Origin of the sequence: Streptomyces sp. NPDC051104 (genome assembly GCF_040682835.1) — a bacterium.
GTDB lineage: Bacteria > Actinomycetota > Actinomycetes > Streptomycetales > Streptomycetaceae > Streptomyces > Streptomyces cynarae.
Genome location: NZ_JBFBBS010000062.1, coordinates 1 through 24,522 on the forward strand (window position 1 = coordinate 1; position 24,522 = coordinate 24,522).

The following is a 24,522-nucleotide window of genomic DNA, read 5'->3' on the forward strand; positions in this document are numbered from 1 at the left end:
GCTTGCATATCGCGCAGCGATATGCAAGCGAACAACCGTGCTGCGCACGGTTGTTGCGCTCCCGCTCCGCGGGAGCGCTGGCGAGACGCTGCGCGTCTCGCGCAATCTGCATGCTGCGCATGCAGATTGACGCTCCGTCCGCTGCGCTCCCGGAGCTGTAAGGGCTGCGCCCTTACAGGGGTCTTCCGCTTCGCTCCAGACCTTGGGCGGGTCCGCTGCGCTCCCCGCTTGACGGTCCTTCCGGCTGCGCCTCCAGAACCGTTGGGGCCCGCTGGCGCGGGCCGGGCTGGCTGCGAGATGGGGGTCGCTCGTTCGCGTGGATTCCAGTGTAGTGGCTGCATCAGGTTGATTCAGTGCATGTACTGTTGGTGGAAACGCGGGACACCCCCCAACCACCCGGGAACCTCCCCGGAATTCCGAGAGGAACGACCGTAGATGACCGGTCACCACGAATCTACCGGGCCCGATACCGCGCTGAGCAGCGATTCTCTGCACCGGGTGACGCAGTACCAGACGGCAGGTGTGAACGACCGGTTGAAGGTGTTCGCGCTCCTGGAGGCGCAGGGCGTGCCTGCGAGCGGGGCGGACGACCTGGTGGCCGGGACGGCATGGCGCCGGCCTCGCGGGGTGAGGTGTTCGCGGGCGGCTGGGATGACGGTGTGACGGCCGTGAGCGAGGCCCTGGTGGGCATCGCGGACCGGGAGTGGTCCCGGCGCGGCGGCCGGTCGGTCGGGGCCGCTGAACTGGCTGTAGATCTCGCGGACGTGAGGCAGCGTGAGCGGACCGACCTGGTGCGGCTGGAAAGGTTCGTCCGGGAGAGCGTGCTGCCGCGTACCCACCCGCACACCACGGCGCGGCGCCGGGTGCTGGAGGCGTTGGGCGAGGCCGGCGGTCTGTGCGCGGCGCGGACGCGGAACGCAGACGGAGACGTCATCGTCTGCACGCTCGATGCCGGGCACTACGACCCGGACGACAAGCCGCCCTTCAGGGACGGAAAGCCCGGCGGCTGGCACAAGGCGGATGCGTCGATCTGGAACGACTCGGGCGCGGCCTGTATGCCGCACGTAGCCCTCTGAAAAACCACATGAACTGACCACTCGGGGAGGCAAGGAAATGTCAGCGATTCAGCTCAAGGAACACCAGGTAGATCAGCGCTCCGCGTTTCGCAAGTGGGTGGGATTCCCCGCAAGGTCATCTGTGCCCCCGCAAGGTGCCCGGGGCACGATCGTGTCAGCGACCGGCTCGGGCAAGACGATCACGGCCGCCGCGTGCGCGCTGGAGTCGTTCGCGGACGGCCGGATCCTCGTGACCATCCCCACCCTGGACCTGCTCGCGCAGACCGCCCAGGCGTGGCGGCTGGTGGGCCACCGGTCCCCGATGGTGGCGGTGTGCTCGCTGGAGAACGATCCGGTGCTGAAGGAACTGGGAGTGCGGACCACCACCAACCCGATCCAGCTCGCCCTGTGGGCGGGGTCCGGGCCGGTGGTCGTGTTCGCCACGTACGCCTCCTTGGTGGACCGCGAGGACATCGACGCACCCGAGGGCCAGCGGAAGGTCCGCGGGCCGCTGGAGGCCGCTCTGGCGGGCGGGGAGCGGCTCTACGGCCAGCGCATGGCCCCGTTCGACCTCGCGATCGTCGATGAGGCTCACGGCACCGCTGGTGATCTTGGGCGGCCGTGGGCGGCGATCCACGACAACGCCCGTATCCCGGCGGACTTCCGGCTCTACCTGACCGCCACGCCGCGCATCCTCGCCGCGGCCCGCCCGCGTAAGGGCGCGGAGGGCCAGGAGGCGGAGATCGCGTCCATGGCCGATGACCCGGAGGGCACCTACGGCGCGTGGCTCGCCGAGCTCGGACTCTCGGAGGCGATCGAGCGCGAGATCCTCGCGGGGTTCGAGATCGACGTCCTGGAGATCCGCGACCCCTTCCCCGTGCTCGGGGAGTCTGAGGAGGCGCGGCGCGGCCGGCGCCTGGCGCTCCTGCAGACCGCGCTCTTGGAGCACGCCGCCGCGTACAACCTGCGTACGGTCATGACGTTCCACCAGAAGGTGGAGGAAGCGGCGGCGTTCGCGGAGAAGCTGCCGGAGACGGCTGCCGAGCTGTACCTCAACGACGCCACCGACGACGACCTGGCCGCCGCCGACAAGCTGCCGAAGTCCTCCATCGACGCGGAGTTCTACGAACTCGAGGCCGGCCGCCACGTCCCGCCGGACCGCGTGTGGTCGGCGTGGCTGTGCGGCGACCACCTCGTGACCGAGCGGCGCGAGGTCATCAGGCAGTTCGCCAACGGCATCGACGCCGCCGGTCGCCGGGTGCACCGCGCCTTCCTCGCCAGCGTTCGCGTGCTCGGGGAGGGCGTGGACATCACCGGCGAACGGGGGGTCGAGGCCGTCTGCTTCGCGGACACCCGCGGCTCCCAGGTGGAGATCGTGCAGAACATCGGCCGCGCGCTGAGGCTCAACAAGGACGGCAGCACGAAGGTGGCCAGGATCATCGTGCCGGTGTTCCTGGAGCCCGGCGAGGACCCGACCGACATGGTCGCCTCCGCCAGCTTCAAGCCGCTCGTGGCCGTGCTCCAGGGCCTGCGCAGCCACGATGAGCGCCTGGTCGAGCAGCTCGCCTCCCGCGCCCTCACCAGCGGCAAGCGCAAGGTCCACGTCCGGCGTGACGAGGACGGGCGGATCGTCGGGGCCGGCGGGGAGGGTGACGGCGAGGACCAGGAGCAGGACGACACGCAGGCCGCTGCCGAAGCGGCGCTGCTGCACTTCTCCTCTCCGCGCGACGCGGCGACGATCGCGGCGTTCCTGCGCACCCGGGTCTACCGGCCGGAGTCGCTGGTGTGGCTGGAGGGCTACCAGGCCCTCATCCGCTGGCGGGCAGAGAACGAGATCACCGGCGTCTACGCCGTCCCGTATGACGTTGAGGTCGAGGTCGGCGTCACGAAGGACTTCCCCCTCGGGCGGTGGGTGCACCAGCAGCGCAAGGCGCTGCGGGCGGGTGAGCTGGAGGACCGGCGCAAGGTCCTCCTGGACGCGCCGGAGGCCGGGATGGTCTGGGAGCCGGGCGAGGAAGCGTGGGAAGCCAAGCTCGCCGCGCTCCGGTCGTTCCGGCGGGCCACCGGACACCTCGCGCCGCGTCAGGACGCGGTGTGGGGCGAGGGCGAGGCGATGGTGCCGGTCGGGCAGCACATGGCCAACCTCCGGCGGAAGGGCGCGAAGAACGGCCTGGGCAAGGACCCGGAGCGGGCCGCCGTGCGCGCGTCGCAGCTGACGGAGATCGACCCGGACTGGGACTGCCCGTGGCCGCTGGACTGGCAGCGGCACTACCGCGTCCTCGCGGACCTGGTCGACGCCGACGGCCACCTGCCCGAAATCCTGCCCGGCGTACTCATGGACGGCGATGACATCGGACGATGGCTCCAGCAGCTGTGCAAGCCGGGCGCCTGGGCACAGCTGTCGACCGAGCAGCAGGAACGACTGTCCCGGCTGGGCGTGCAGCCCACCCAGACACCATCACCCGCCCCCGCCCCGGCCAAGCGCGCGGCGCAGGGCCCGAGCAAAGCCCAGCAGGCATTCCAACGCGGCCTGGCAGCCCTCGCGCAGTGGATCGAGCGAGAAGGCGCGGACCGGCCGGTACCACGCGGCCACAGCGAAGAGATTACGGTCGACGGCGCGACGGAGCCGGTGATCGTCAAGCTGGGCGTGTGGATCTCCAACACCAAGTCGAGGAGGGACAAACTCACCCAGGAGCAGCTGAACGCCCTACGGGAGCTGGGCATGCAGTGGGCGTGACACCGACCGTCAGCGGAGAGTCCCACGGCGGATCAGATGCGCGGGCGCCACCGGGCGAATGGGCGGCCCGCGGCTCTGCTGTTGGCCTTTGCGGCACGCGGCGAACGAGACCAGCGGCGAACCACTGCACGAGGGGGTGGCGGCCAAGTGGACCGGCATCTGCGCTTAGTTGGTGTGTCTACCCATCCGCCGTTGGAGGGGAAGGGATCAGGGTCGGGCAGGATGAGCACTCATGACGGGTGGGAAAGACAAGCTGATGGAGTTGCTGCGGCGCGCCGGGCTGCACATCGCGGGTGACTGGAAGACCGAGGAGGTAATGCCGCCCCGGGCCGCGTGGCGCCCGGTCGTCGCGGGAGAAGCCAGGCCGACCGTGAGTGTGAGGGCAGACCGAGCGGACCTGGTCGCCGAGCTCAATGCGCAGTGGCACCGGCTCGGGACCGAGAGCGGGATCTTCGGCGGGGACGGTGTCTTCCTGATCGACGTCGCGGGCAACTGGACAGGCTGCGCGCCCAGGCCTTGGACGCGGGTGCAGCTCACGGAGCAGTGGAACCTCGCCGGAGTTTTGGGTGAGCGGCCCGGGCAACCGGAGTTCGTCACCCTCTCGATGGACGGGGACACCCTGCTGGGGGTGACCACTGAAGAAGACGAGGTATGGCTGATCGTCGTGGACCACCTGCGCAAGCGGCAGGAGGCAGCCGCTCGGGCGGCGGCCCAGGAGAGCCCGCGGGAGCGGGCAACCGCTTGGACATCGCTGTTTCAGGGGCCGGGACCTTCCAAGAGGGTGCAGGAGATGTGGGCGCACGGGCTGGCACTCAACCCGGCCACCCCCGATGATCTGCGTGCCCGTCTCCTTGGTGTGTCGCACTTCCTCCTGTGGCGGCGTCTGCCTGCGGCGGTCGTCGAGGCGGCCATCATCCACCCGGATGGGAAGGTGCGGCAGTTGCTGGCCGAAGCCCAGCCGGGCCTCACAGCGGAGCAATGGACTCGCCTGATCCTGGGCGAGCGGGAATCCCGGCCCCGCTGGATCCTCACCCTGCTGGCGGCGGACCGGCGCGCCGAGCTCACCGACACCGCCTACGAGCAGCTCGCCGCGGATCCTTCCGTCCGGGTCCGGGAAGAGACAGCCCGCCTTCGCGGACTGCCCGTACGAATACTGACCGCGCTGGCTGGCGACGACGATCCCTCTGTACGCGCCTCAGCCTGCCAAAGGGCCTGGCCTCATCTGGACGGCCCGGCCCGGCGCAAGCTTCTGAGCGACCCTTCCGGCAAAGTGCGCGTCGAGGCACTGTTGCTGCATCACCGGAAGCAGCCGATGCCCCGCTCGGTGTTCGAGACCGAAGGAGTCCGGGACCGTGCAGTGGAGTCCTGCCGCCTCGAACGCGGCCTCGCCGAACACCTGGCCCGCCACGGCGAGCCGGCACAACGCTGCTCTCTCGCGGGCAACCCGCACCTGGACCCGGACCTGGTCGGACTTCTTGCCCAGGACCCTGACAAAAACGTCCGCTTCGTGGTGGCCACACGCGCCGACATCACCGAGGAGCAGCGGGCGGGCATCCCCATCGACTTCGACCCGCGCGGGCACTACTACCCGCTCGGCTGGGTCATGGCACTGCACAAGGATCCCGGCGCCATGCGCCGCCTGGCCGCCTCCCCTCACCCCCTGATACGCAGGAGCGTTGCCCGAGCCCGGCACCTCCCTGCGGACGTCGTCGAACGCCTCGCCCGCGACGACGACCGCGTCGTCCAGCTCTTCCTCGCGGAATCCTGCGACGACGCGCCCGCTGACATGCTCCTGCGGGTGTGGCAGTGGTGGACCGGCAGCCTCAGTACCCCCGACCGCCCTCACGGCCACCCCAACTTCCCCCGCCGCGACCTGCTGCGCTACGCCAACGACCCGAACGCCAGAATGCGCCAGCTGGCCTTGGACGACCCGGAGTCCACGCCAGAGCTGGTGGAGACGTTCAGCCGGGACAGCAACGAGGAAGTACGGCACCGGGCCGCGTCCGACCCACGCCTTTCGCCCGCATCAGCGGTCCGGCTGCTCGACGACCCGCACGAACGTGTCCGCTACGCCGCCGCCCTGCATCCAAGGCTGCCCGCCCGCGTGCTGATCCGGCTGCTGCGGGACGCCGACACCGCACAAACCGCAGCCCGACACCCCGCCCTGCCCGTCCCCGTCATGGAACAGATGCTCCAGCGGATCCAGCCCCCGGCCCCGGTCACACCAGAACCGTAAAAAGCCGTCATGCCTCCGGCGCATCGCGGCGGACCTGCAACGCGTCTCACCAGTGACGGAAGTGGTGTGGCCTCGCCCGGCACGACGTCCCTCTCCCGCTCCACCTGGCAGTCCCGGCCCCCGTAGGATCACACGGCCTGGATGTGTGCGGCATCCATTCGGTCCAGGCCTCCATCCGGCGTGACTCTTCCGCCTCATGCCTGGTGGGACTCGCGGTACCGAAGGACAGCACCCGGGGCGCCGGCGAGGTCCGTCCTGACGCGCGCCGCCAGCTTGTCGCCGGTGCTCCCCAAGGGGCTCGTAGCCTGCGTCATCCGGCGCTGTCCCGAGAATGCAGAAACTGGCAGGCAGGGGCAAGCGATGCGGGAGAACTGACGCTACGGACCGTGGGGTGCCGGCCCTGCCAGCTGGTCGCTTGGGGAGGCGGACGTGGGACAAATCGGGCAGGGACTGGAGCGCGCGTTGCGCACCCGGCCCATTCCCTCAAGCACCGAGTCCCGCCTACGTTTTCTGCTGGCGACGCACCAGGGTTCCACCCGGAAGGTGGCCACGGTGTTGGGGGTCTCGCAGCGCACTGTGCAGCGGTGGGTGACAAAGAGATCCGAGGCACGTCGTCCGCCGGGTCCGCTGCAGGTCCGGGCGATCGAGGAAGCGGTTCTGGCTCGGTGGCAGCCCCGGGTACGGGCCCGTCGGCGTGCCCAGGCAGAGGCGGAGGGCTTCGTCTTCCATACCCGTGCGCGATTCGGGTTCGCGGCTCCTGCGGGGTCCTCGGACGATCCGCGGGTGCGGTGGATCACCCAGGACCTGCCGGGAGAGGTAGCCCGGGAGCTGTTCGCCGCTCGGGATGCCGGTGCGGGTGAGCAGCAGCAGACGGTGATACTCGCCCGTGCGCTGGGGCACGCCTACTTTCGCGAGTGGGGCCGCCGGGCCCACGGCCTGCACGTGGCTTTCAGCGACGTCGAGTTCGCCGACTTCTCGATCGGATGAGCCTGCCCCTTCGAGCGAAAGTCAGGGTGTGTCAGCGTCGTGAGGGCCTGACGCGACTGGCCGGCACCGCTTCGTACCTCTCGGCTTCCTGCCGCTCGCGCCAGTCCCACTCCATGCGGCCGACGGGGCCGTTGCGGCGGGCTGTGGGCGGCTGGGGCGGGCGCAGTCTGGCCGTCTCTGCCATGCGTAGCAGGTGCCCGCGGTCACCTGGCGCGGCGAGCAGTTCCTGGTCCTCGCCAGATACGAGCCGGGCGAAGCAGGCCGCGGCCCGCAGGAAGACGCTGGCCCAGGGTGGTACGGGGTAGGCGGCGCAGCCGTCGGTGTAGCGGGCGCGGTCGTGCAGGGCGAGCGTGGCTGCGGCGTCGTCGTAGTCGCGGGGGCCGGCGGTGGCGAGTTGCTGGAGGGAGGCGCCGGTGATCAGTGCGGCGGCGAGGGCCGCGGCCAGGCGAGGGTGTGCGGTCGCCGCGTGCAGCCGGTGGGCGACTCGCTGGGCGGTGGGCGCGGTGAGAGGCACGGGTGGGGGGCGGTGCCGCCAGGCGATCGGCGGTGGTGTGCACGGGGCGGTGCAGGGGCGGGGGCTGTCGTAGGAGACGAGGCGGTCCAGTGCGGGCAGGGTGAGCCACCGGCTGGCCGGCGCGGCGGGCTCGTCTGGGGGCGGGGGTTCGGCGATAGGCGTGCCGTAGTAGTGGCGGCGGGCAGCCTCGATGTCGGCGGTGACGGAGTAGTCGGCCGTCCGCAGAGCCTGGTGCAGAGCGGCGGGAAGGTGAGGGCGGTGGCAGACCAGGGTCAGGTGGATACCGGTGCGGGCCTGCAGCTGCAGAAGGCGCATCGTGCGGCGGGCAGTGAGGCGGTGAGCGCGCAGGACGGTCAGCCTGGTGACGGGCAGAGCGGTCAGCCAGGCCGTGGCGGCTTCCCAGGCGGGCTGACGGCCGCCGGGAAAGCAGCCCGGGAGCAGGGGCGGTTTACCCAGGGCGACGAGAAGGTCGTGGGCGAGGCCGGCCTCGCTGGTAGTGCCCGGGCCGGGGTGCAGGGTGATCCGGCCGGACGGCGGATGGTGGGCGGCCAGAGCGGTGTGCGTATGCAGCGTGTCGTCGTGATGGTCGAGAACCACGGTGACGGACGGCAGCGGCGAGGCAGGAGGCATGGACGGTGTGGTCAGGCGAGGCGGCTGAAGGCCCAGCGCAGCAGCTCCTGGTCCACGCGCGGGCGGCCGGTGCGTGCCAGGGCAGTGCGGGTGTGGGCGGTCAGCTGGGCCCAGGCCCGGAAGTTGCCGTGCGCGGCATGCTGGTCGGCGAACGTGATGTCCTCGGGGCCGGCGTCGGCCCAGACCGGGTGGAACAGCGGGATCACCTCAAGGACCTCGTCGGGTGTGAGTCGGGTGAACTGCTGCCAGATGAAGACACGGGAGGACAGCATGGGTTCGCGGCGCAGCACAGTGTGGCAGCCCGCGCCACCGACGAAGATGATCGCGAGCTGGGTGGAGGGCTCGTCCCACAGATAGCGGAAGTACTCGAACGCCTCACCGTTGAGCCACTGGGCCTCATCGACAAGGAAGGTGCGGGGGCGTTCGGCCAGAGCCGTCTTCAGCAGACGGTCGAACTCGCTCGGGTGGCGCGGTGGCTCGCCGGCCAGGTCGAGGGCGGTGAACAGCTCGTAGCGCACCGCGCGGGCGGTGGGCCGGGCCCGGAAAGTGATCTTGCGGACGTCCTCGCCGGCGGGTTCGAGTTCGCGCAGGCAAGTGTTGACGGCGAGGGTCTTGCCGAAACCGGCGCCGCCGTGGATGCACATCATCGCGCGAGCAGCGACGGTGTCGGCGATGTTCTCGCGGGCGGTGAGCAGGGCGCGGGTGGTGACCACGGATGCGTCGGGCAGGTCGACGTACTGGTAGGTGGCCGCGGTCACGAGGCATCTCCGTCTTCGTCGGTGGTGAAGGGTACGGCCTGTCCGGCCGGGCCGTCGGGGACTGCAGGGGCGAAGTCACGGCCTGGCGGGAGCGGGGCGGGGCGGGCCGGAGTGGTCAGCGCGGCCAGAGAGGGCGGGGTGCGCCAGTCGGCCGGGGGTGCGGCGTGCGGGATGACGTCCGGCAGCGCGAGCTGCGCGAGGTCGGATTCAGCAGTCTGAGCGAGTTCGGCCTCGGCCTGCGCGGTGGTCAGCGCGCCGAGCCGCCGAGGGGGCTCGGCCTGGGTAGCGGCGGCATAGCGCTCGCGCCGCGAGGCCTCCAGGTCCTTCTTCAGGCGGCGCGCACGGGCGGCCCGCGTTTTCCGTACGGCACTGACCTGTTCCTCGGTGGCCTGATCGGCCAGGTCCGCGGGACCGAGGTAGCGGCCAGTGGCGGCGTGGTAGACCTCGATGCGGTGGTCGTGGTGGGGCATGAAACGGATACGGACCTGAATACCGGCCTGGCCGGTCATCCACGGACCCACGTAGTCGCGTTTCCTGAAGCGAATGCCGCGGGTGGTCAGCATGCGGGCACCGGCGTCCTCCAGGGTGAACGTCCACAGATCCGCGGCCGGCACGTCCCGCAGCGGGGTGGGATCGTCCTGCCACGCCTGAAGCGGAGTCCTGCCCCGCAACGGCGCCGGGCGGTGCTCGGTGTTCCACCAGAGCGTCCAGGCCAGAAGCTGGGTGGTGAAGTCCTCGAAGCCCAGCAGCACTTCGTCCTTTGGACGGAAGGAGCGTTTGCCGGGGCGCGGCTGGCGGGCGTAGCCGGGCAGCGCGGCCAGGAACATGCTCTCCACCGCCCGGTTCAGGCCCTCCACGGTGCCCTTGAGGTGGGGGGTGTAGGCGGGCAGGTCCTCCACCGTCACGTCCAGGAGATCGAACGCGGCGGTCACCGTCCGGGACAGGAAGTCCTTGCCACGGTCCACCCGTACCTTCTCGGGCACGCCGCCGAACGGGCCGTAGGGTTCCTCACGCAGGACCGCGGAGCGCAGCGCGGCCAGCACCGACTCCCGCGACGGATCCCCCGGCGTGACCGCGACGCCGGTGACCGCGTTCGTCGCGCAGTCGGTGAACCAGGTGATCCACGGCCTGCGGGCCTTGCCCTCGACGTCGACCAGCACCGGGGCCTGCATGTGGTCTGTCTCCCACACCTGGTTCCGCCAGCCCCGCGGCCGGGCCAGGAACACATCATGCTTGCGCGCCGCCCGCTCCCCACCTGCAAGCCCGGCCCGCTCCCCCGGCGTCAGATCACGGCGGATCGCCCGGTGCAACGTCGTCAGCGACGGTGCGTCTGCAGGCGGACACTGCCTGGCAGCACGCAGGACCAGTTCGCGGTGGACCGCCCGCACGTTCCCCTTCCACAGCGCCAACAGTCCACGGACCTCGGGCGTGACCGTGAACCTTGCATCGACCCGGGAGCGTGCGCCGGGGTTGGCGGCCGCTCTCTCATCGCTCTGAGCGGCGGCCAGCCAGCGCCACACCGTGCGCTCCGACACTCCAAGCGCGTCCGCGGCCACCCGTACATGGACTGCTGTCAGCTTCTTCCCTGCCCGCAGTGCGAGCAGCCGCCGCACGGCCGGACCGCGCAGCGCCGTCCTCGACGCCGCAGGCAGTCCGCCGTCTGGGCGGATGGCGTCACCGTCCTTCAAGTCAGCTCCCCTCACGCGGGCGGGACATCGTGTGCTTGCCGGTGGCCGGGAGCATGCGATCGCCCCCCGTTGCTTGCAGGAGCGCTCCGTTCACAGGGGCGGCGCGACCCGCTTAAACAGCCGCCTCAGCAAGGCCCGGTCGATGGATGCGTCAGCGGTGGTGAGCAGCGCGTTCTGCAGGTGCGCCGTCAAAGCGGCCCACGTGCGGAACGTGCCGTGCGCGCACGACCGGTCGATCCACGTCAGGTCCGGGGCCGGGACGGTGCGCCACAGCGGATGGAAGCCGGTCACCACGGTCGCCACTTCCGCTCCGGTCAAGCGTGGAACCTCCTGCCACGCGCCAATCCGCGATGCCAGCTGCGGCAGCCGGGACAGCGCCCGCTCGCTGCCCGCCCCGCACAACACCAGCGTGATCCGTGTGCCGGGGTGATCCCACAGGCCCTGCAAGTACTCCAGACACGGCACGGGCAGGCGCTGTGCCTCATCGACCACCAGCACCCGCGCCTCACTCAAGGCCCCCGTGACCGCGGCGTCGGCCAGCGCCGACGTGTGCGGGAAGCGGCCCGCCAGCGCCAGCGCGTCGAATACCGCACGCCTCATACCGGCCACCGACGGGCGCACCGCTACCGGCACCCACGTCACCTTCCAGCCCGGAGGCACTGCGTGGAGCGCCATCCGCACGGCGGCGGTCTTGCCCCGGCCCGGGTCGCCGAACACACACACCGCACCCTGGGTCGCCATCGCCTGCCCGACCGCCTCGGCCACCGACCGCACCGACGACGTCCGCACCAGCTGCGCTCCCGCCGGCAACGCCGCCACACCTGCCAGCGCACCGTTCTCCCCCACCGGCAGGCTCCCGGTCGCCTCTGGTGCGAGACGCGGCAGCCGGCGCGCAGCCACTTTCGCCGCGCCTGCCTCACTCGGTCCGGCCAGGGCGAGGTCAGCCAGTGCCTGCCGCGTTTGCTGTTCTTCCCGCTCCCGCCGCGCCACCGCGCGGTCCGGCAGGACCCTGCCGGCCTGAAGGTCCCGGCGCACCACCCGGTGCAACGACGCCAGCGAGGGCACCTCGCCCCCGGCCGCCTTCAGATGCCGGTGCAGCGCCGCAACGTTCCCGCCCGCCTGCGCCAGCACCTCCCACGCCTGGTCGGACAACTCCAGCCGGGCCCGCGGCCTGCGCTCGACGCGGCCCTCGGTCCGCGCCGCATCCAGCCAGCGCCACACCGTGCGCACATTCACCCCGCCGACCTGGGCGCCCGCACGCACATGCGCCAAGGTCAACGCCCCGGCCGCCTCGAGCTCCAGCAGCCGCGCAACCAGCACCGGTCTGGACACCCTCAGCCCCGCCGTGACCTCACCCCACGCGCCCGGCTCCCCCACCCCGCCCCCTTCCGCCTGTGCAAGACCGACACGGACCACCGTGCAGCCGCGCAGTCCTCGGAAGGATCAGAAGTGCCGTTCTCAAGACAGTGGAGCGGAGCGGGGTGTACCTCCCCACGACAGCCACACCGCTACAGAAACCGCCCCACGACAGTGACCCCGCCCGTCCTCAACACCCGACCATCGAAAACACCCAGCCCTGATATGCCGTCACTGACACCCACCCACCGACACCAAACCGGCACATCGCAGCGGTCAGGGAGGGTTGAGCGACGGCGTCGGCCGCCTGACTCCAGTGTGGCGCACCGGAGGCGGCGAGAAGGACGTTTGTCACTCCTGGGCATGACGCGACGGCGAGGACGCACGCCTGTGCGGGGGTCAGGCCCGGCCGGATGAGGTCGGCGAGCTCCTCGTCGACCATGCCGGGGAGCTCCCCGCCGTGCAGCGGGGCCGACGCCATCACCCGCAGGCCCGCGCCGGCGGCGGCCGGGAGCGGACCCCGGCCGTGAAGGGCCTGCACGATCGGCGTCTTGGTGGAGCCGCAGGAGATCCTGGCCGAGCACATAAGGCACACCGTCGACCTGCTGCTCAGGCGCCGGGCCAGGGCGGCCTCGGCTCGGTTCCTCAGCGCGCGCCGCACCTGTCTCGCCCCGTACGGGCCGCCAACTGCACCCGCCGGATAATGGCCTGGCCTTCCTGGTCCGCAGGCCTCCGCTCGCCCGCCACACCCGCACAACAAGCAAGGCACTGCGTGCGCTGTGCTGCCGAACGAGGGGCATGCGGCGATGCGGTTCCCCGCCGTTGGAGGGTTCCCGCCTTCTGACGGCGGCGTTGCGCGTCGGCCGGGCCGACGCGCAACGCCCCACAAGTCCAGCAAGGGCCTCTCGCTGCTTGGCCGGTCGCCACCAAACGCCCAGGGTCACTGCCCGGGAGTGGTCCGTGCCGTCCCTGACGCTTGTGAGGCGTCGGTGAGGTCGGCGCCGGTGGCGGCGTCCCGCTGGAAGTGGTTGGTGCCGTGCCAGTCCAGGCACATGACGGTCGCGTCGTCCTGCAGGTGGCCGTCGTTGGCGTCGACGATCGCCGCGATGATGGTGCGGGCGGCCTCGCGGGCGGGTGCGCACGATCAGGTCGGGCAGGTTGAGGCTGCCTGCGTTGTGCTCCAGCATGCCGTCGGTCAGCATCACCAGCCGGTCCCCCGGACGCAGGTCCAGCGACTGGACCTGGTAGGTATGAGGGGCGTCGAAGCCGAACGGCATGTCGACAGCCGGAGTGATCTCCCGCACCTGGCCGTCCCGCATCCGCAGCGGCCAGGGGTGCCCAGCGTTGATGAACTCGGTCCTGCCGTCGATCAGGCTGATACGCAGGAGCTGGCCGGTGACGTAGCCCTTGTGGCCGTGCTCGCGCATGGCCTGGTCGGCCTGGCGGGCCTGTTCGGCGAGATCGGCACCGGCCCGCCGTGCCCGGCGCAGGGCGCCCACCGCGAGGGTGGCCAGTAGCGCGGCCTCGACATCGTGACCCATGGCATCGGTGACGGAGAGCTGGACGGTGTCCCGGTCGATCGCGTAGTCGAAGGTGTCACCCCCGACGTGGTCGGCCGGCTCCAGCGCCCCGGCCACCGCGAACTGCGCCGCCTCGCACGCCAGCGACGCCGGGAGCAGCCGGTGCTGGATCTCTGCGGCCAGGTTCAGGGGCTTGGTCCGGCGGCCCCACTGGTACACGTCGGTGAAGGACCGGTTGGCGATGACGATGTACGCCAGCGCGTGCGCGGTCTCGCCGATCTCCCGCATCACCTCCGCGTCGGGCGCCGCCGGCAGGAACAGTTCGAGGAGCCCGATGGCGTCCCCGCGGTTGGTCACCGGGGCCACGATCCGCACCAGAGCGCCCTCGCCCTCGTCCTCCACGCCCGGCCGCTGGGTGCGGATCACATCGTCGTACAGGGTGCCCCGCAGCGTGATCCGCCGGGCGGGTTCGTCGGTGTCAACGCTGCCCGCCACCCCCAGCCGTACGACCGAACTGCCGGTGAAGTCGGTGATCAGGAACGACACCGACACCGCTCCGAGGCGTTCCTGGAGCAGGCGCGCGACCACATCGACCGACTCCACTGGCGCCGCGGCCTCCGCCGCCTCCAACGTCCCCGCCAACGTCATCGCCCTGCCTCGGCCACTCCCGCCCCCGGGAAGCCGAGAGACCCGCCCACCATCCGGCCCTCCTACAGTCACAGCGACTCCTCCATTGCCCGATGCCGCTCAGAACTTCGCCCAGTGGCGCGGGAAATCAGTACCGATCCCGGTACCCGGACAGGTCACATTGCACCAACGAGCCCGACTTCTGCCCCTCAAAACACCGTTACTAGGTGGCTGCCAGGAGGATGGCCGCGTAGTGCGCGGCGAAGGCTGCGATGGTCAGAAGCTGTGTCACATCCTCTTTTCGCAGGTCACAGAGGCGTGGAGGATCGTAGTGATCCCGCTTGGCGTTCGGTTGGGCGTCGATGGTCGTCGTTCCGAACGGCACTGGCAGCGCTTTGGTTTTCAGGCGGCTGCGGGTGTGGTCGGCAACGCCTCGGCCTGGCGGCGGGGGCGGGCCAGGCGGCGGGACATGAGGGTGATGAAGGCCCACTGGATGTGGGCTTCGGCGTGGGACATCAGGCGTTCGTAGTCCCTGGCGTTTCGGCGGGCCCGCATCGTCCACGAGTTGCTCCGTTCCACCACCCACCTCTTCGGCAGCAGGACGAAGCCCTTGGCGTCCTTGGGGCGGGGGACGACCTTGATCGTGATGCCCAGGGTGTCCTGGGCCCAGGTGCTGAACTCCTCGCCTCCGTAGCCGTTGTCCGCCCAGACCAGGACGATTTCGGGGTGTTCTGCGTGGAGGCGGGTGAGCAGGATGCGGGCCGCGTCGCGGTCCTGGACGTCGGCGGGGGTGACGAGCAGGTCGACCAGCAGGCCGTCCTGGTCAACCAGGAGATGTCGCTTCCGGCCGTTGATGTGCTTGTTGGCGTCGTATCCGCGCGTCGCGTTCGACACGGTCTCCGCACCTTTGACGGACTGGGAGTCCACGATCACCCGGACCGGCCAGGGACAGCGCCGTCGGCGCAGCCGCAGCCGGCGGCGGAGCTGGTCGAGGATCCGCTTGAGGACGCTGGCCTTCGCCCAGCGGGCGAAGTAGCCGAACACGGTGCGCCACGGGATGCCGAAGTCGGCGGGCAGCGCCCTCCACTTCGCCCCGTTGTCGGTGATGTAGCGGATCGCATCGACCACGCGGCGCCGAGGCCACTTCTCCGGGGCACCGCCCTTCGGGGTCTGGCAGGCGGGAGTCGGGAGAAGGTCCTTGAGCAGGGCCCATTCGAGGTCACTTGTGTCGGAGGGGTAGTGGTAGCGGGGCAGAAGCATGACGGTGCCGGGCCGCGACCGGAAGATGGGGCCAACTGCGGGGGCGGTCGCGGCCCGTTGCCTCTCGTGTCTCGGTTCACTCCAGGTTGGCCAGGAGCTGAAGGGTGGACTCGATCGCACCCATCTGCGCCATGACGGTGCGGACGTAGGGGTCGCCCGGGGTCTTCTTCTGGTGCGGAAGGAGGGTCCCGGCGATGAAGTTGGCCACCCGGTGGTGGACGGTCTCGAAGAACGCCCGTTCGTAGCCGATCCACACCTCCGGCGCGTCCTCCAGCAGCCGGTATCCCCATTTCCTGTCCCAGGTCAGGGGCGGCAGGCCCTTGGCCGCCGCGACCTTGCGCAGATGCGTGAGCCCGGTGTGGACCTGCGCGCGGGTGCGTTCGGTGGCAGACGTCAGTTGGCCGATGTTCAGGCCGGCGGGACGGGCTTCCTGCAGGGCGCTGAGGATCGCTTCGGCGTGGACGTGAGCGGGGACTCCCCGCCCCATCGCCTACTCACCCGAGCCCTTCAGCAGCTTCTGAAGCTGCTCGTCGAGGTCGACCTCGCCGCGGGTGACGGCGTTCTCGATCCAGTCCGCCGCGGCGCGTACCCGCGAAAGCCCGCGTCCGATGGTCTCCCGCTCGCCGTCGTCGTAGTGCTCGCCGCGCAGGTTCGGCACGATCCTTCCGGCCGTGGCCACGAACTGCGCGCAGGCCGCGACCAGGTCCATGAACTGCGTGCTGTGCTCCATGCGCTGCAGCTGCGGGGCGGCTTCCTCGTGCACGAACTGGGCCTGCTGGCGGAACCGGTCGAACTGGGCCTCGTTCACGGCGTGCCGGGCGGTGTCGTCGGCCATGGCCTTCGAGGCGACCGCCGGACGGCGCAGGAAGTCGGTGGTCACCACCGCCGCGACCGCGTCGTCACTGGCCAGGTCATGGATCGCCTCCACCTTCTCCTGGACGCTCTCCGGGGAGTCGACCTTCCAGCCCACCACCCGCTTCGCGCTGTCGTGCGTCCACCTCGCGGGGCCTCCGCGCGGGTTGGGCGGGGGGTTGTTGACCGCCTCGAACCGCTCCTGCTCATCGGGGACGCTGGCCAGGACCTTGTGGATGGCGTGCGAGACGTTCGCTTGCCGGCACTCCTTCGGCCAGCGGGAGGACACCCACCGGTAGCTGCGGACCGTCGTATAGGCCAGGCCGAGGTCTTCGGCGAACATGCGGATGGCCTCGCTGACGGTGAACAGGTCGTCTTTCCCGGGCGGGTTCGCACCCCCATACGGGCGCATCGGCTCGATCTCCAGGGCCGCATCCCCGAGCCGCCACTGGGCGCCGCTCATCGTGGCGACCCAGTCCCGGCCCTGCTTGACCAGCTCGTCGTAGCGGTCCCGGGTCACACTGCCGATCATCGCGGGCATCCGGACACCACCTCCACGGGCCCGGGTTCGGCATCCTGTCTATGCCGTCAACTTGCCCTGGAAGCCCGTCACTTCGCACCATCCGGCGGCCTCCGGCCGCTGGAAAGGGCGTGCGGCCCCGGCGCGTGGAGCAGCCCTGTGCCCGCCAGCTGCGCGGCCTCACACCCCGGGCTGCTGCGTGCGCCGCCTGTGCCAGGACCGTTTGCGGCAGCGGGGAGAGCAGTACCTTGCCGAGACAGGATGGTCGACGCCGACGGTCCAGGGCTTCCCGCACTCCGGACAACTGGCCGTCACGTCGGCCTTCACCGCCTCGGTCCTCGCCCGTGCCCGCCGCATCCGCCGCCAGTGGCGCGACCGACAGACGGATGAACAGAACACCGCCGTCGCCTTCGCCGCCGGCATCAGCGGACCACCGCATCCGCGACACAGCCGCGGCCCCAAGTCGTCGTCCGCGACCACGACCAGCCGCAGCCTGGGAACACCGTCCCTGCCCATGCCGCCACCATACGAACGGTTGCCTTGTCCGGCGAGGGACCCGGCCCCATCACGTCACCCGGCCCACGAGTACGCAGACCTGGACACTTTCGAGATACGGGCCAGGTGGCAGCGACCGGCGAATCCGCTCGGCAAACGCCAGCCGATCGTCTGGCTTGGGAAGCTCATCTGCGGGGATCGCGGAATAGACACCGCCGATGAGCTCGTCGAAGCTCAGCTCAGCACTGTAATCGATCACCGTTTCCCGCACCTCAGTGAACCCTGCGGCCCGGAGCGCTTCCGCGTATCGACGCCGGTCAGGCGCACTGGTCCCGCACGTTGCCTCCAGCCTCGTGCCGAAGTGATCCTCAAGACAGGCCCGCAGAGCGCGTGACCAGGCACAATCCTGCAGCCACAAGGGTGCGCCGTTGGCTACCACGGCGGTACCCCCGCCCGCTCGGAACAGCGGCACCAACGCGCGGAAAAGCTCCTCGTGCCGCATCCAGTGCAGTGCCTGCCCGATCACCGTCATCGCCAGGGATTTCTGCCCCACCAGCGCCCCCACCGCGGGGACGTCACGGTCGGCGCCCAGCACCCAGGTCACGTTGCGCACGCCCTGCCCCGCGGCCGTTTCCCCAGCGAGCCGCAGCATGTCCGGTTCCGGGTCCATGCCGATGACGGAACGAACCCGGGAAGCGAGCGGGAGAGCGAGCTGACCAGTACCACATCCCAGGTCCAGCACGACATCGTCAGCATCCAGCGCGAAGGCTTCCCGCAGAGCCTCGATAACCGGAGGCGGGTAGCCACGACGGTACTTCGCGTAGTACTCAGCGACCTCACCACTGAAACCCACAGTCATGCCCCTCACCCTGACAAGGGCAGGCCGATCAGGACAGCTCCCCAGCACGCTGATCGCTACCAGCAGAAGACAAAACTGGTCCCGGTCCCGCGACCATCCCATGTCCCCGACCAGGGCGCAGCACCAAAGAAACTCTCGCGAACTGCCCAGGTCGGAGCCCCAGTTCTCTGTCATGCCAGGCTCAGACACAGCTTCTCAGGGCGTGAAAGACCTCGTGGAAGCCGAACCAGGCCGGTGACGGGTCGGGTCGGGTCGCTTGAGTCCATAGACGACGGCGCCCCCGGTGTAGAGCAGACCGCCGGCGATGACGAGGACGACGGCGCCGACACCGCCGGTGCGCGCGAAGTCGGGCAGATTGAAGACGGCCACCCAGCCCAACGCGATGTAACACGGCGTGTCAGCCAGCGGGGCGCCCCGATCCACAGGACGCGGAAGGCGATCCCGGCCAGCGCACCCGCCCACACCACCGTCAGCAGCACCCTCTGCTGGCCTTCGGGCAGCAGCAGTACCGCCAGCGGTGTGTAGGTGCCCGAGATGATCAGGAAGATGTTCGCGTGGTCCAGCCGCCGCAGCACCGCTTCCCCGCGCGGACCCCACGTTCCGCGGTGGTAGACCGCGCTGGTACCGAACAGCAGGCAGGCCGACACCGCGTACACCGCGCAGGCCGCCACCGCCGCGCCCGTACGCGAAACGGCGACCAGGACGATCCCGCCGGCCAGCGCCAGGGGGAAGACGCCGGCGTGCAGCCAGCCGCGCATCCGCGGCTTCAGCGCAGCCGCCGCCCGCTCCACCCTGCCTTCCAGGCTGGTGGCGGCAGTCAGCCGGCCTGTTGCGACGGGAGACGCCTCCATAGCCGGGATATGCAGGGTGTCGGGCGGGTTGCCCCGCCGGGCTGGGGCTCCCGTCCGTGGGACGGTGGCTCAGTGCCTTCGGCGATCATGCGCTCATATTCTTGAAATGGCGGAACTGTGCGGTCGGGCGGGGCATCGCGGACCGCATATCAGGTGGCGGCTGTGTGCAGGGCTGCACTGCGGCGGTGTTCGGCGTTGATGCGCTGGGCTTCCTCGAGCTGGTCCTCGAGGGCGATGATGCGGCACGCGGCCTCGATCGGGGTTCCCTGATCGACGAGTTCCCGAGCGCGGGCGGCGATGCGCAACTGGTAGCGGGAGTAGCGGCGGTGTCCGCCCTCGGAGCGCAGCGGGGTGATCAGGCGGTGTTCGCCGATGGCGCGCAGGAAGCTCTGGGTGGTGCCGAGCATGTCAGCGGCCCGGCCCATGGTGTAGGCGGGATAATCGTCGTCGTCGAGTCGGCTGAAGGTGTCGTCTGCTGTCATCTGACCTCTCTGTAAAACGCCTGGAGGGCCCTGGCGCCGTACGGCGCCAGGGCCCGAAGGAACTGCTACACCATCTGCCGGCCCTACTTCTGCGCCGGCCTTCTGTCTGCGCACGCCCGACCGGAATGCTGTCGGGGATGCTGGGATCGCGGTTGCTCGACCGGAGACCACCTCACTATCGATGTCCTGCGGTACCCGGACTCAACAAGCCGCCCGGGCGATCCTGATGGCGCCCAATTCCTCCGTTCCTTCCCTCAATGCTGGTACTGCTTTACTGCGTACTGCTGGTGATGCGACCTGCTCCGTGGCCTGTCACAGCGCCACTCTTTCGGCAGCCAGCCCCGTCGCCCGTCCTGCGTCTGCTCTGGCTTAGAACCCCACTGCCGAACCTCCCGGTGCGCGCGTCCACAGCCGACGCCTTCACCGAGGTACCGCTCACTGACTGCACTGCTGGGTACTGCGGACTTCACTTGCGGGTACTGCCACTGCGGTACTGCTCACGGCGGCCCCTGATCACTGCGGGCCACCCGGTCCGGTCGTCAGTCCCGTCACCGTCCTGCAACCCTGGCTCCGGAACTCCACCACCGCACCGCCCCGCACACGGCAACTACATACTGCTGCCCGGCAGTTCGTGTCTGCCAAGCCCTGCTGTCTCTCTGGCTACGAGAGAAACCACGCTGTCGACAGGCTGACGCAGGACCTGCTCAACAGCGGGGTACGGGCCGCGGCCCTGCACGGCGGCAAGTCCCAGCCGCAGCGCACCCGCACCCTGGCGCAGTTCAAGGCCGGACACGTCACGGTGCTGGTGGCGACCAACGTCGCGGCGCGCGGCATCCACGTCGACAACCTCGACCTCGTCGTCAACGTCGATCCGCCGACCGACCACAAGGACTACCTCCACCGCGGCGGCCGCACGGCCCGCGCCGGTGAGTCCGGCAGCGTCGTCACGCTCGTCACACCGAGCCAGCGTCGCGGCATGGTCCGCCTCATGTCGGACGCCGGGATCCGGCCGCAGACCACCCAGGTCAGCTCGGGCGACAAGGCCCTCAGCCGGATCACCGGAGCCCAGGCACCGACCGGCATCCCGGTCGTCATCACCGCCCCGGTGGCCGAACGCCCCAAGAAGCGTGGTGCCACCTCTCGCGGCCGACGCCGCCCCGCCTCGGTGCCCCGGCGTGCCCCCGCACTCCAGTCCACGGCCGGTGCGGCCGCCTAGAACCGCCGTTGGTCCGGAACCCCGCCCGTCTGCGCAGGAGGCACCCTTTGACGCTTGGACAGTTGCAAGATCGCTCCGTAAGCGCTCGCCCATTGCACGGCACGGTGATCGACGTCATGGACGCGGCCGGGCCGCAGGTCTGGTACGACATGACCGTCGAGGTGGCGCTGTCCGTGATGGCCGCCGCCCGTGCGGAGCATCTGGTCGTCTGCGACGAAGACGCCCGGTGCGTCGGCCTGGTCACCCAGGCCCGACTCACCGCCGTCCGGGACAGCTCCGGATACACCGACCGGCTCCGCCTGGGTGACATCACCGACGGCAGCGAGCTCTTCGTCTCACCGTTGGTCACGAGGGAAGAAGCCGAGGAAGCGGTGCCTTTCGGGCGGCTCGGGCTGGTGCCCGTGGTCGGCGACCACGGTAGCGCCCTGGGCGTCCTCGCTCTCTCCCGCTGAACCGCTGGACGGCGGTCAGCCCCGTTTCCTCTCCTGCCTGTGAGGCATCATGCGCTGTGTCATTGCCCGCTTCCCGTTCGACCTGACCAAGAGCGGCGTGCTGGAATCGATGAAGGGCGTCAAACCCGAACCGGTCACCGGCGAGTCCGTGATCATCGGACGCCGTCACTACCCCGTCAAGCAGGTCGGCCAGGTCATCACCCGCCAGGACCGCCGCGATTTCAGCGCCGGCGAGGTCCTGAGGGCCATGGCCCTGCTCGGCTTCACCTGCCGCACCCTGCCCAAGGCCGCCGCCGCGCGCATCGAAAGTCCGTTGCAGCGGGCTTCCGCGATGCTCGGCGCCCCCCTGTCCGGCTGACCGCCGCGACAGGCGCGCGCTGACACCAGAACAGCAGTGAGGGCCCGACCGGCGCGCCGGTCGGGCCCTCACTGCATGCCACACTCTCCGGCCGGTGCGCGAGTGGGGGCGACAGCCCCGTGACGCAGGGGCGATTCCTGTTACTGGGGTCAGTAAACAGCGAGGGAGATGGCTATGTAGTGCACGGTGAAGGCTGCCACGGTCAGAGCGTGGAACACCTCGTGGAAGCCGAACCAGCGGGGCGAGGGGTTGGGGCGCTGGACGGCGTACACCACCGCTCCCGCGCTGTAGAGGAGACCACCGGTCACTATCAGGGTGACTACGGCCGCTCCGCCGGTGTGCAGGAAGTCGGGCAGGTAACGCACCGGTGCCCATCCCAGGGCCAGGTAGCAGGGGGTGTACAGCCAGCGGGGAGCGCTGACCCACAAGACACGAAAGGCGATGCCGGCCAGCGCGCCCGTCCACTCGATCCACAGCAGCAGAGCCTGCCGGTCAGGGGAAAGGAGCACGGCCAAAGGCGTGCAGGTTCCCGCGATGATCAGGAAGATGTTGGCGTGGTCAAGACGCCGCAGAACGGCCTCGCCCAGTGGCCCCCAGGTGCCCAGATGGTAGACGGCGCTCGTTCCGAACAGCAGCCAGGCAGTCACGGCGTACACGGCGCAGGCCCAGGTCGCCGGCGTCCGGGCCAGGCAGACCAGGACGATGCCGGCACTCAGCGAGGCAGGGACCATCGCGGCGTGGAGCCAGCCACGCAGCTTCGGCTTGACCGGCTCGACCAGGTCCGCCGCCCACCCGGCCAGGTCGGCAACACGACGAGAGTTCGCCCCGGCATCGCCACGGTGTGATCCGCCGGGGAGACCGGCTACGACCTCCCCCGCCACACCTCCCCGTGCTGTCTCGGTCCTATGGGCATCATCGAAAACCATCCGATCATGCTAGAAGCCTGCCCGAAACAGCCTTGCCGAAGGTCGAGCTCCCACCGCCAGACCGCCATCGCCAGGCGGGACGAGTGCTGCCATCAAGAAAGCGGCGCCCCCGGCCACCTGCCACCGCTGGGTCAGTGAAAGCCGTGCAAGTCGGCTGACCCACGAGGTCTCCCCGGCCGCCTTCGGCGAGCCAGTCCTTCACCACCTGCACTCCACCCGGCAACGCGCGCCGGGCAAGACGTGGACGGCTTCCCCCTCGGTGGTTCTCGTGGACAGCCAGCAGGCGCACCAGGCTGCGGAACACGGCGCGGCGTGCGTCCCTCGCCCTGTGTCCTCGACCTCGTCGCAGAGACCGCTACCGTGCCCCCAGGCGATCGACGCGTACAGACGGCGCCATGCACCGGGCGCGGACTCCGTACGGCTGGTTCCAGTCCATGGCCGACGGCTCATTTCCTGCAGGTCAAACTTCCGGCATCTCGGCCCACACACGGGCGGCCATTGCCTCGGCCTCGTCCTGCGGTGTCCCCGCCCGCACCAAGATGATCCCGCGAGACTGGTCCGGGAACGTGACCTCCCGCATTGCCGTACCCAACGGGCCCGTCGGACCGTCCGACATGACGCCTCCCTTCGGCGGCTGCCGCCCACGTTAAAGGGATGCTGACCAGAAGACGAGGACCCTCGCCCAGACGGAGGACAGCCCTGGGTCGCAGACAGCATGGGATCACCTGCCATCTGACGGACCCAGCAGCACGGTGCCGGCAAGGACGTCGCGCTCTACACCACGGCCTCCGTCGACGCGATCGTCCCCGCCCACCCCGAGGTCGACCTGGGAGCAGCTGCGCGCGGTTCCCAAAGGCCGGCGCTCCCCGCTCGCGGCGCTGGCGAAGCAGGCCGCCGCGGCATGACGCCGACAGGCCCCGTACGTTGACGGGACTGCGGAGCAAGGGACAAGCCTCCGGGGCCGGTTGGGCCCGGAGGCTCTGTCGTTCCGGCCTCGCTCACGGCAGGGCCGGCCGCTCGCCCAGGCTGCCCATGACCCGGGTTATCCACAGGCCGGAACGCGATCAGCGGTTCCTCCGTACGCTGCTGCCCGAGTCGATCACACGGGGGTGTGCGGAATGCGGTACGGCGTGGTGGTGGAGGAACTGGCGGTGGAGGTCATGGCGCAGCTGCCCGACGACCGGGCCCGCCAGGAGGTGATGGCGCTCGTGGAGGTAGCGCGGAGGGATCCGCGGGCCTGGCCCGATGTGCGTGACCCGGCTCCGTGGAGGAGATCCGGGAGGCCTTCGGCCGGCGATGCTGGATCCAGTACATGCCGCACGCCGGAGCGATCGAGGTCCGCGACATCGGCTGGGCAGGCTGATCACTGCCCCCCCTCATGCCTCCAGCGTCGGCCGCCGAAGCTCCCGCCGCATCCGAGAACCAGCCGCGGCAACCAGCTCGGACTGCGGCCCCTTGCCGTCAGCGCCGGCGGAGTTCCTCGGACCAGTCCCGGAGTCGGTCCTCGAGGACCAGGTTGTCTCCGCGGGCCACGGTCTGGAGCAACTGGGCGCACACGGTCGCTTCGGCAGCGAGGCCGGCCGGACTGCCCAGGATCGGGAAGACAGCGCGGACGTGGGCGGCGGTGTCCGGCTGGAGCAGCGTGTAGGCGTAGAGCGTGGCGGCGTCGAACCCCTCCGGTGCGCGCCCCCATCCCTCCCAGTCCAGGAGCCTCAGGGGCTCGGTGAGGTTCGCCCAGTGCACGTCGGAGTGGGCGGTGGTCCAGCAGATGGCGGTGGGTGCCAGGAGGCCTACAAACTGGGGGATCGCCCGGTCCATGTACTGCTGTCGTACGGCAACGCGGTCGGTGTCGACGGCCGACACCTTCTCCAGGGTCCCGGCGAGGTCGGCCCACCAGGAGTCCGGCAGCTGAAGGTCGTGCTGGAGGATCGGATCGTCGGACAGGACCGGCTGGTCGACGCGCACCGACAGCTCCGCCCGGTAGGCGGTGCCGTCATCGACGGCGTCGTGGACAGCTAGGAGCGCGGGCCGGTGCCCGTCGAGGTCGCCTAAGAACTCCTAACAAAGTGAGAGGTTGACCAGTCGGCGCCAGCAGATGATGCCGCAGGCCAGGCTGAGGAAGGCTTCGTGGATGTCGTCGCGG

19 protein-coding genes and 5 pseudogenes are annotated in these 24,522 nt (G+C 70.3%); 10 read left to right on the forward strand and 14 right to left on the reverse strand.

What is annotated here, in order from left to right; genetic code table 11:
- The first annotated feature begins 608 nt into the window (after positions 1-608).
- The 5 genes and pseudogenes from AB0N14_RS37050 (at position 609) to AB0N14_RS37070 (ending at position 7,015) form a co-directional block, all read left to right on the forward strand.
- Positions 609-1,076 carry a hypothetical protein gene (locus tag AB0N14_RS37050; protein ID WP_366030116.1) on the forward strand — a complete coding sequence of 156 codons (468 nt, stop codon included), beginning with the start codon at positions 609-611 and terminating at the stop codon, positions 1,074-1,076.
- A 37-nt stretch (positions 1,077-1,113) separates the two neighbouring features.
- Positions 1,114-3,792: a Helicase associated domain protein gene (locus AB0N14_RS37055; RefSeq protein ID WP_366030117.1), complete on the forward strand. Its 2,679-nt coding sequence runs from the start codon at positions 1,114-1,116 to the stop codon at positions 3,790-3,792.
- Between the two features lie 232 nt (positions 3,793-4,024).
- Positions 4,025-6,028 carry a PE-PGRS family protein gene (locus tag AB0N14_RS37060; RefSeq protein WP_366030118.1) on the forward strand — a complete coding sequence of 668 codons (2,004 nt, stop codon included), beginning with the start codon at positions 4,025-4,027 and terminating at the stop codon, positions 6,026-6,028.
- Positions 6,029-6,457: 429 nt separating this feature from the next.
- Positions 6,458-6,610, forward strand: a pseudogene (locus tag AB0N14_RS37065) (XRE family transcriptional regulator); the annotation flags it as partial.
- A gap of 201 nt (positions 6,611-6,811) precedes the next feature.
- Positions 6,812-7,015 (forward strand): hypothetical protein, encoded by a 204-nt coding sequence (locus AB0N14_RS37070; protein WP_014668659.1) that lies wholly within the window; start codon positions 6,812-6,814, stop codon positions 7,013-7,015.
- Between the two features lie 31 nt (positions 7,016-7,046).
- Here AB0N14_RS37070 and AB0N14_RS37075 read toward each other — a convergent pair whose 3' ends face one another.
- The 5 genes from AB0N14_RS37075 to AB0N14_RS37095 form a co-directional block, all read right to left on the reverse strand.
- Positions 7,047-8,159 carry a hypothetical protein gene (locus AB0N14_RS37075; protein WP_366030119.1) on the reverse strand — a complete coding sequence of 371 codons (1,113 nt, stop codon included), beginning with the start codon at positions 8,157-8,159 and terminating at the stop codon, positions 7,047-7,049.
- 11 nt (positions 8,160-8,170) lie between these two features.
- Positions 8,171-8,917 carry an ATP-binding protein gene (locus AB0N14_RS37080; RefSeq protein WP_366030120.1) on the reverse strand — a complete coding sequence of 249 codons (747 nt, stop codon included), beginning with the start codon at positions 8,915-8,917 and terminating at the stop codon, positions 8,171-8,173.
- A complete protein-coding gene (locus AB0N14_RS37085) occupies positions 8,914-10,605 on the reverse strand; it encodes a Mu transposase C-terminal domain-containing protein (protein ID WP_366030121.1) in 1,692 nt (563 codons plus the stop codon). The genes AB0N14_RS37080 and AB0N14_RS37085 overlap by 4 nt, the downstream gene beginning before the upstream one ends.
- 90 nt (positions 10,606-10,695) lie before the next feature.
- Positions 10,696-11,925 carry an AAA family ATPase gene (locus tag AB0N14_RS37090; RefSeq protein WP_366030123.1) on the reverse strand — a complete coding sequence of 410 codons (1,230 nt, stop codon included), beginning with the start codon at positions 11,923-11,925 and terminating at the stop codon, positions 10,696-10,698.
- A 226-nt stretch (positions 11,926-12,151) separates the two neighbouring features.
- The gene (locus AB0N14_RS37095) at positions 12,152-12,403 is read right to left on the reverse strand and encodes a hypothetical protein (protein ID WP_366030124.1); all 252 of its coding nucleotides are present in this window, start codon (positions 12,401-12,403) and stop codon (positions 12,152-12,154) included.
- Positions 12,404-12,512: 109 nt separating this feature from the next.
- Here AB0N14_RS37095 and AB0N14_RS37100 point away from each other — a divergent pair, with 109 nt between their 5' ends.
- On the forward strand, positions 12,513-12,665 hold the full coding sequence (locus AB0N14_RS37100; RefSeq protein ID WP_366030125.1) for a hypothetical protein: 153 nt from the start codon (positions 12,513-12,515) through the stop codon (positions 12,663-12,665).
- Positions 12,666-12,901: 236 nt separating this feature from the next.
- On the opposite strand, the pseudogene AB0N14_RS37105 reads toward AB0N14_RS37100, so the two are convergent.
- From AB0N14_RS37105 to AB0N14_RS37135, 7 genes and pseudogenes are all read right to left on the reverse strand, one after another.
- Positions 12,902-14,129 (reverse strand): annotated as a pseudogene (locus tag AB0N14_RS37105) (PP2C family protein-serine/threonine phosphatase).
- Positions 14,130-14,510: 381 nt separating this feature from the next.
- Entirely contained in the window at positions 14,511-15,368 is an 858-nt protein-coding gene (locus tag AB0N14_RS37110; RefSeq protein WP_366030126.1) for an IS5 family transposase, read from the reverse strand.
- Positions 15,369-15,444: 76 nt separating this feature from the next.
- A complete protein-coding gene (locus AB0N14_RS37115; protein WP_366030127.1) occupies positions 15,445-15,855 on the reverse strand; it encodes a RacP protein in 411 nt (136 codons plus the stop codon).
- A 3-nt stretch (positions 15,856-15,858) separates the two neighbouring features.
- The gene (locus AB0N14_RS37120) at positions 15,859-16,761 is read right to left on the reverse strand and encodes a DUF6192 family protein (protein ID WP_366030128.1); all 903 of its coding nucleotides are present in this window, start codon (positions 16,759-16,761) and stop codon (positions 15,859-15,861) included.
- Positions 16,762-17,305: 544 nt separating this feature from the next.
- The gene (locus tag AB0N14_RS37125; protein ID WP_366030129.1) at positions 17,306-18,094 is read right to left on the reverse strand and encodes a class I SAM-dependent methyltransferase; all 789 of its coding nucleotides are present in this window, start codon (positions 18,092-18,094) and stop codon (positions 17,306-17,308) included.
- Positions 18,095-18,275: 181 nt separating this feature from the next.
- Positions 18,276-18,852, reverse strand: a pseudogene (locus AB0N14_RS37130) (hemolysin III family protein).
- 242 nt (positions 18,853-19,094) lie between these two features.
- Positions 19,095-19,427 carry a MerR family transcriptional regulator gene (locus AB0N14_RS37135; protein ID WP_366030130.1) on the reverse strand — a complete coding sequence of 111 codons (333 nt, stop codon included), beginning with the start codon at positions 19,425-19,427 and terminating at the stop codon, positions 19,095-19,097.
- Positions 19,428-20,100: 673 nt separating this feature from the next.
- On the opposite strand from AB0N14_RS37135, the pseudogene AB0N14_RS37140 reads away from it, so the two are divergent.
- The 3 genes and pseudogenes from AB0N14_RS37140 to AB0N14_RS37150 form a co-directional block, all read left to right on the forward strand.
- Positions 20,101-20,643: pseudogene (locus AB0N14_RS37140) on the forward strand (C-terminal helicase domain-containing protein); the annotation flags it as partial.
- Positions 20,644-20,690: 47 nt separating this feature from the next.
- Positions 20,691-21,095 carry a CBS domain-containing protein gene (locus tag AB0N14_RS37145; RefSeq protein ID WP_366030131.1) on the forward strand — a complete coding sequence of 135 codons (405 nt, stop codon included), beginning with the start codon at positions 20,691-20,693 and terminating at the stop codon, positions 21,093-21,095.
- 49 nt (positions 21,096-21,144) lie between these two features.
- Positions 21,145-21,453, forward strand: a complete 309-nt coding sequence (locus tag AB0N14_RS37150; protein ID WP_366030133.1) for an SCO5918 family protein — start codon at positions 21,145-21,147, stop codon at positions 21,451-21,453.
- 149 nt (positions 21,454-21,602) lie between these two features.
- Here the strand turns inward: AB0N14_RS37150 and AB0N14_RS37155 are convergent, their stop codons facing one another.
- The gene (locus tag AB0N14_RS37155; RefSeq protein ID WP_366030135.1) at positions 21,603-22,232 is read right to left on the reverse strand and encodes a hemolysin III family protein; all 630 of its coding nucleotides are present in this window, start codon (positions 22,230-22,232) and stop codon (positions 21,603-21,605) included.
- 1,265 nt (positions 22,233-23,497) lie between these two features.
- Between AB0N14_RS37155 and AB0N14_RS37160 the strand changes: the two are divergent.
- A pseudogene (locus AB0N14_RS37160) lies at positions 23,498-23,742 on the forward strand (hypothetical protein).
- A gap of 98 nt (positions 23,743-23,840) precedes the next feature.
- On the opposite strand, the gene AB0N14_RS37165 reads toward AB0N14_RS37160, so the two are convergent.
- Positions 23,841-24,344: a hypothetical protein gene (locus AB0N14_RS37165; RefSeq protein ID WP_366030134.1), complete on the reverse strand. Its 504-nt coding sequence runs from the start codon at positions 24,342-24,344 to the stop codon at positions 23,841-23,843.
- Positions 24,345-24,522: the final 178 nt, after the last annotated feature.

Coding starts and splice junctions, on each gene's coding strand:
- AB0N14_RS37050 (WP_366030116.1), top strand. CDS start 609: ATGGCGCCGGCCTCGCGGGGTGAGGTGTTCGCGGGCGGCTGGGATGAC.
- AB0N14_RS37055 (WP_366030117.1), top strand. CDS start 1,114: ATGTCAGCGATTCAGCTCAAGGAACACCAGGTAGATCAGCGCTCCGCG.
- AB0N14_RS37060 (WP_366030118.1), top strand. CDS start 4,025: ATGACGGGTGGGAAAGACAAGCTGATGGAGTTGCTGCGGCGCGCCGGG.
- AB0N14_RS37075 (WP_366030119.1), bottom strand. CDS start 8,159: ATGCCTCCTGCCTCGCCGCTGCCGTCCGTCACCGTGGTTCTCGACCAT.
- AB0N14_RS37095 (WP_366030124.1), bottom strand. CDS start 12,403: ATGGTCGACGAGGAGCTCGCCGACCTCATCCGGCCGGGCCTGACCCCC.
- AB0N14_RS37110 (WP_366030126.1), bottom strand. CDS start 15,368: ATGCTTCTGCCCCGCTACCACTACCCCTCCGACACAAGTGACCTCGAA.
- AB0N14_RS37115 (WP_366030127.1), bottom strand. CDS start 15,855: ATGGGGCGGGGAGTCCCCGCTCACGTCCACGCCGAAGCGATCCTCAGC.
- AB0N14_RS37120 (WP_366030128.1), bottom strand. CDS start 16,761: ATGCCCGCGATGATCGGCAGTGTGACCCGGGACCGCTACGACGAGCTG.
- AB0N14_RS37125 (WP_366030129.1), bottom strand. CDS start 18,094: ATGACTGTGGGTTTCAGTGGTGAGGTCGCTGAGTACTACGCGAAGTAC.
- AB0N14_RS37135 (WP_366030130.1), bottom strand. CDS start 19,427: ATGACAGCAGACGACACCTTCAGCCGACTCGACGACGACGATTATCCC.
- AB0N14_RS37150 (WP_366030133.1), top strand. CDS start 21,145: ATGCGCTGTGTCATTGCCCGCTTCCCGTTCGACCTGACCAAGAGCGGC.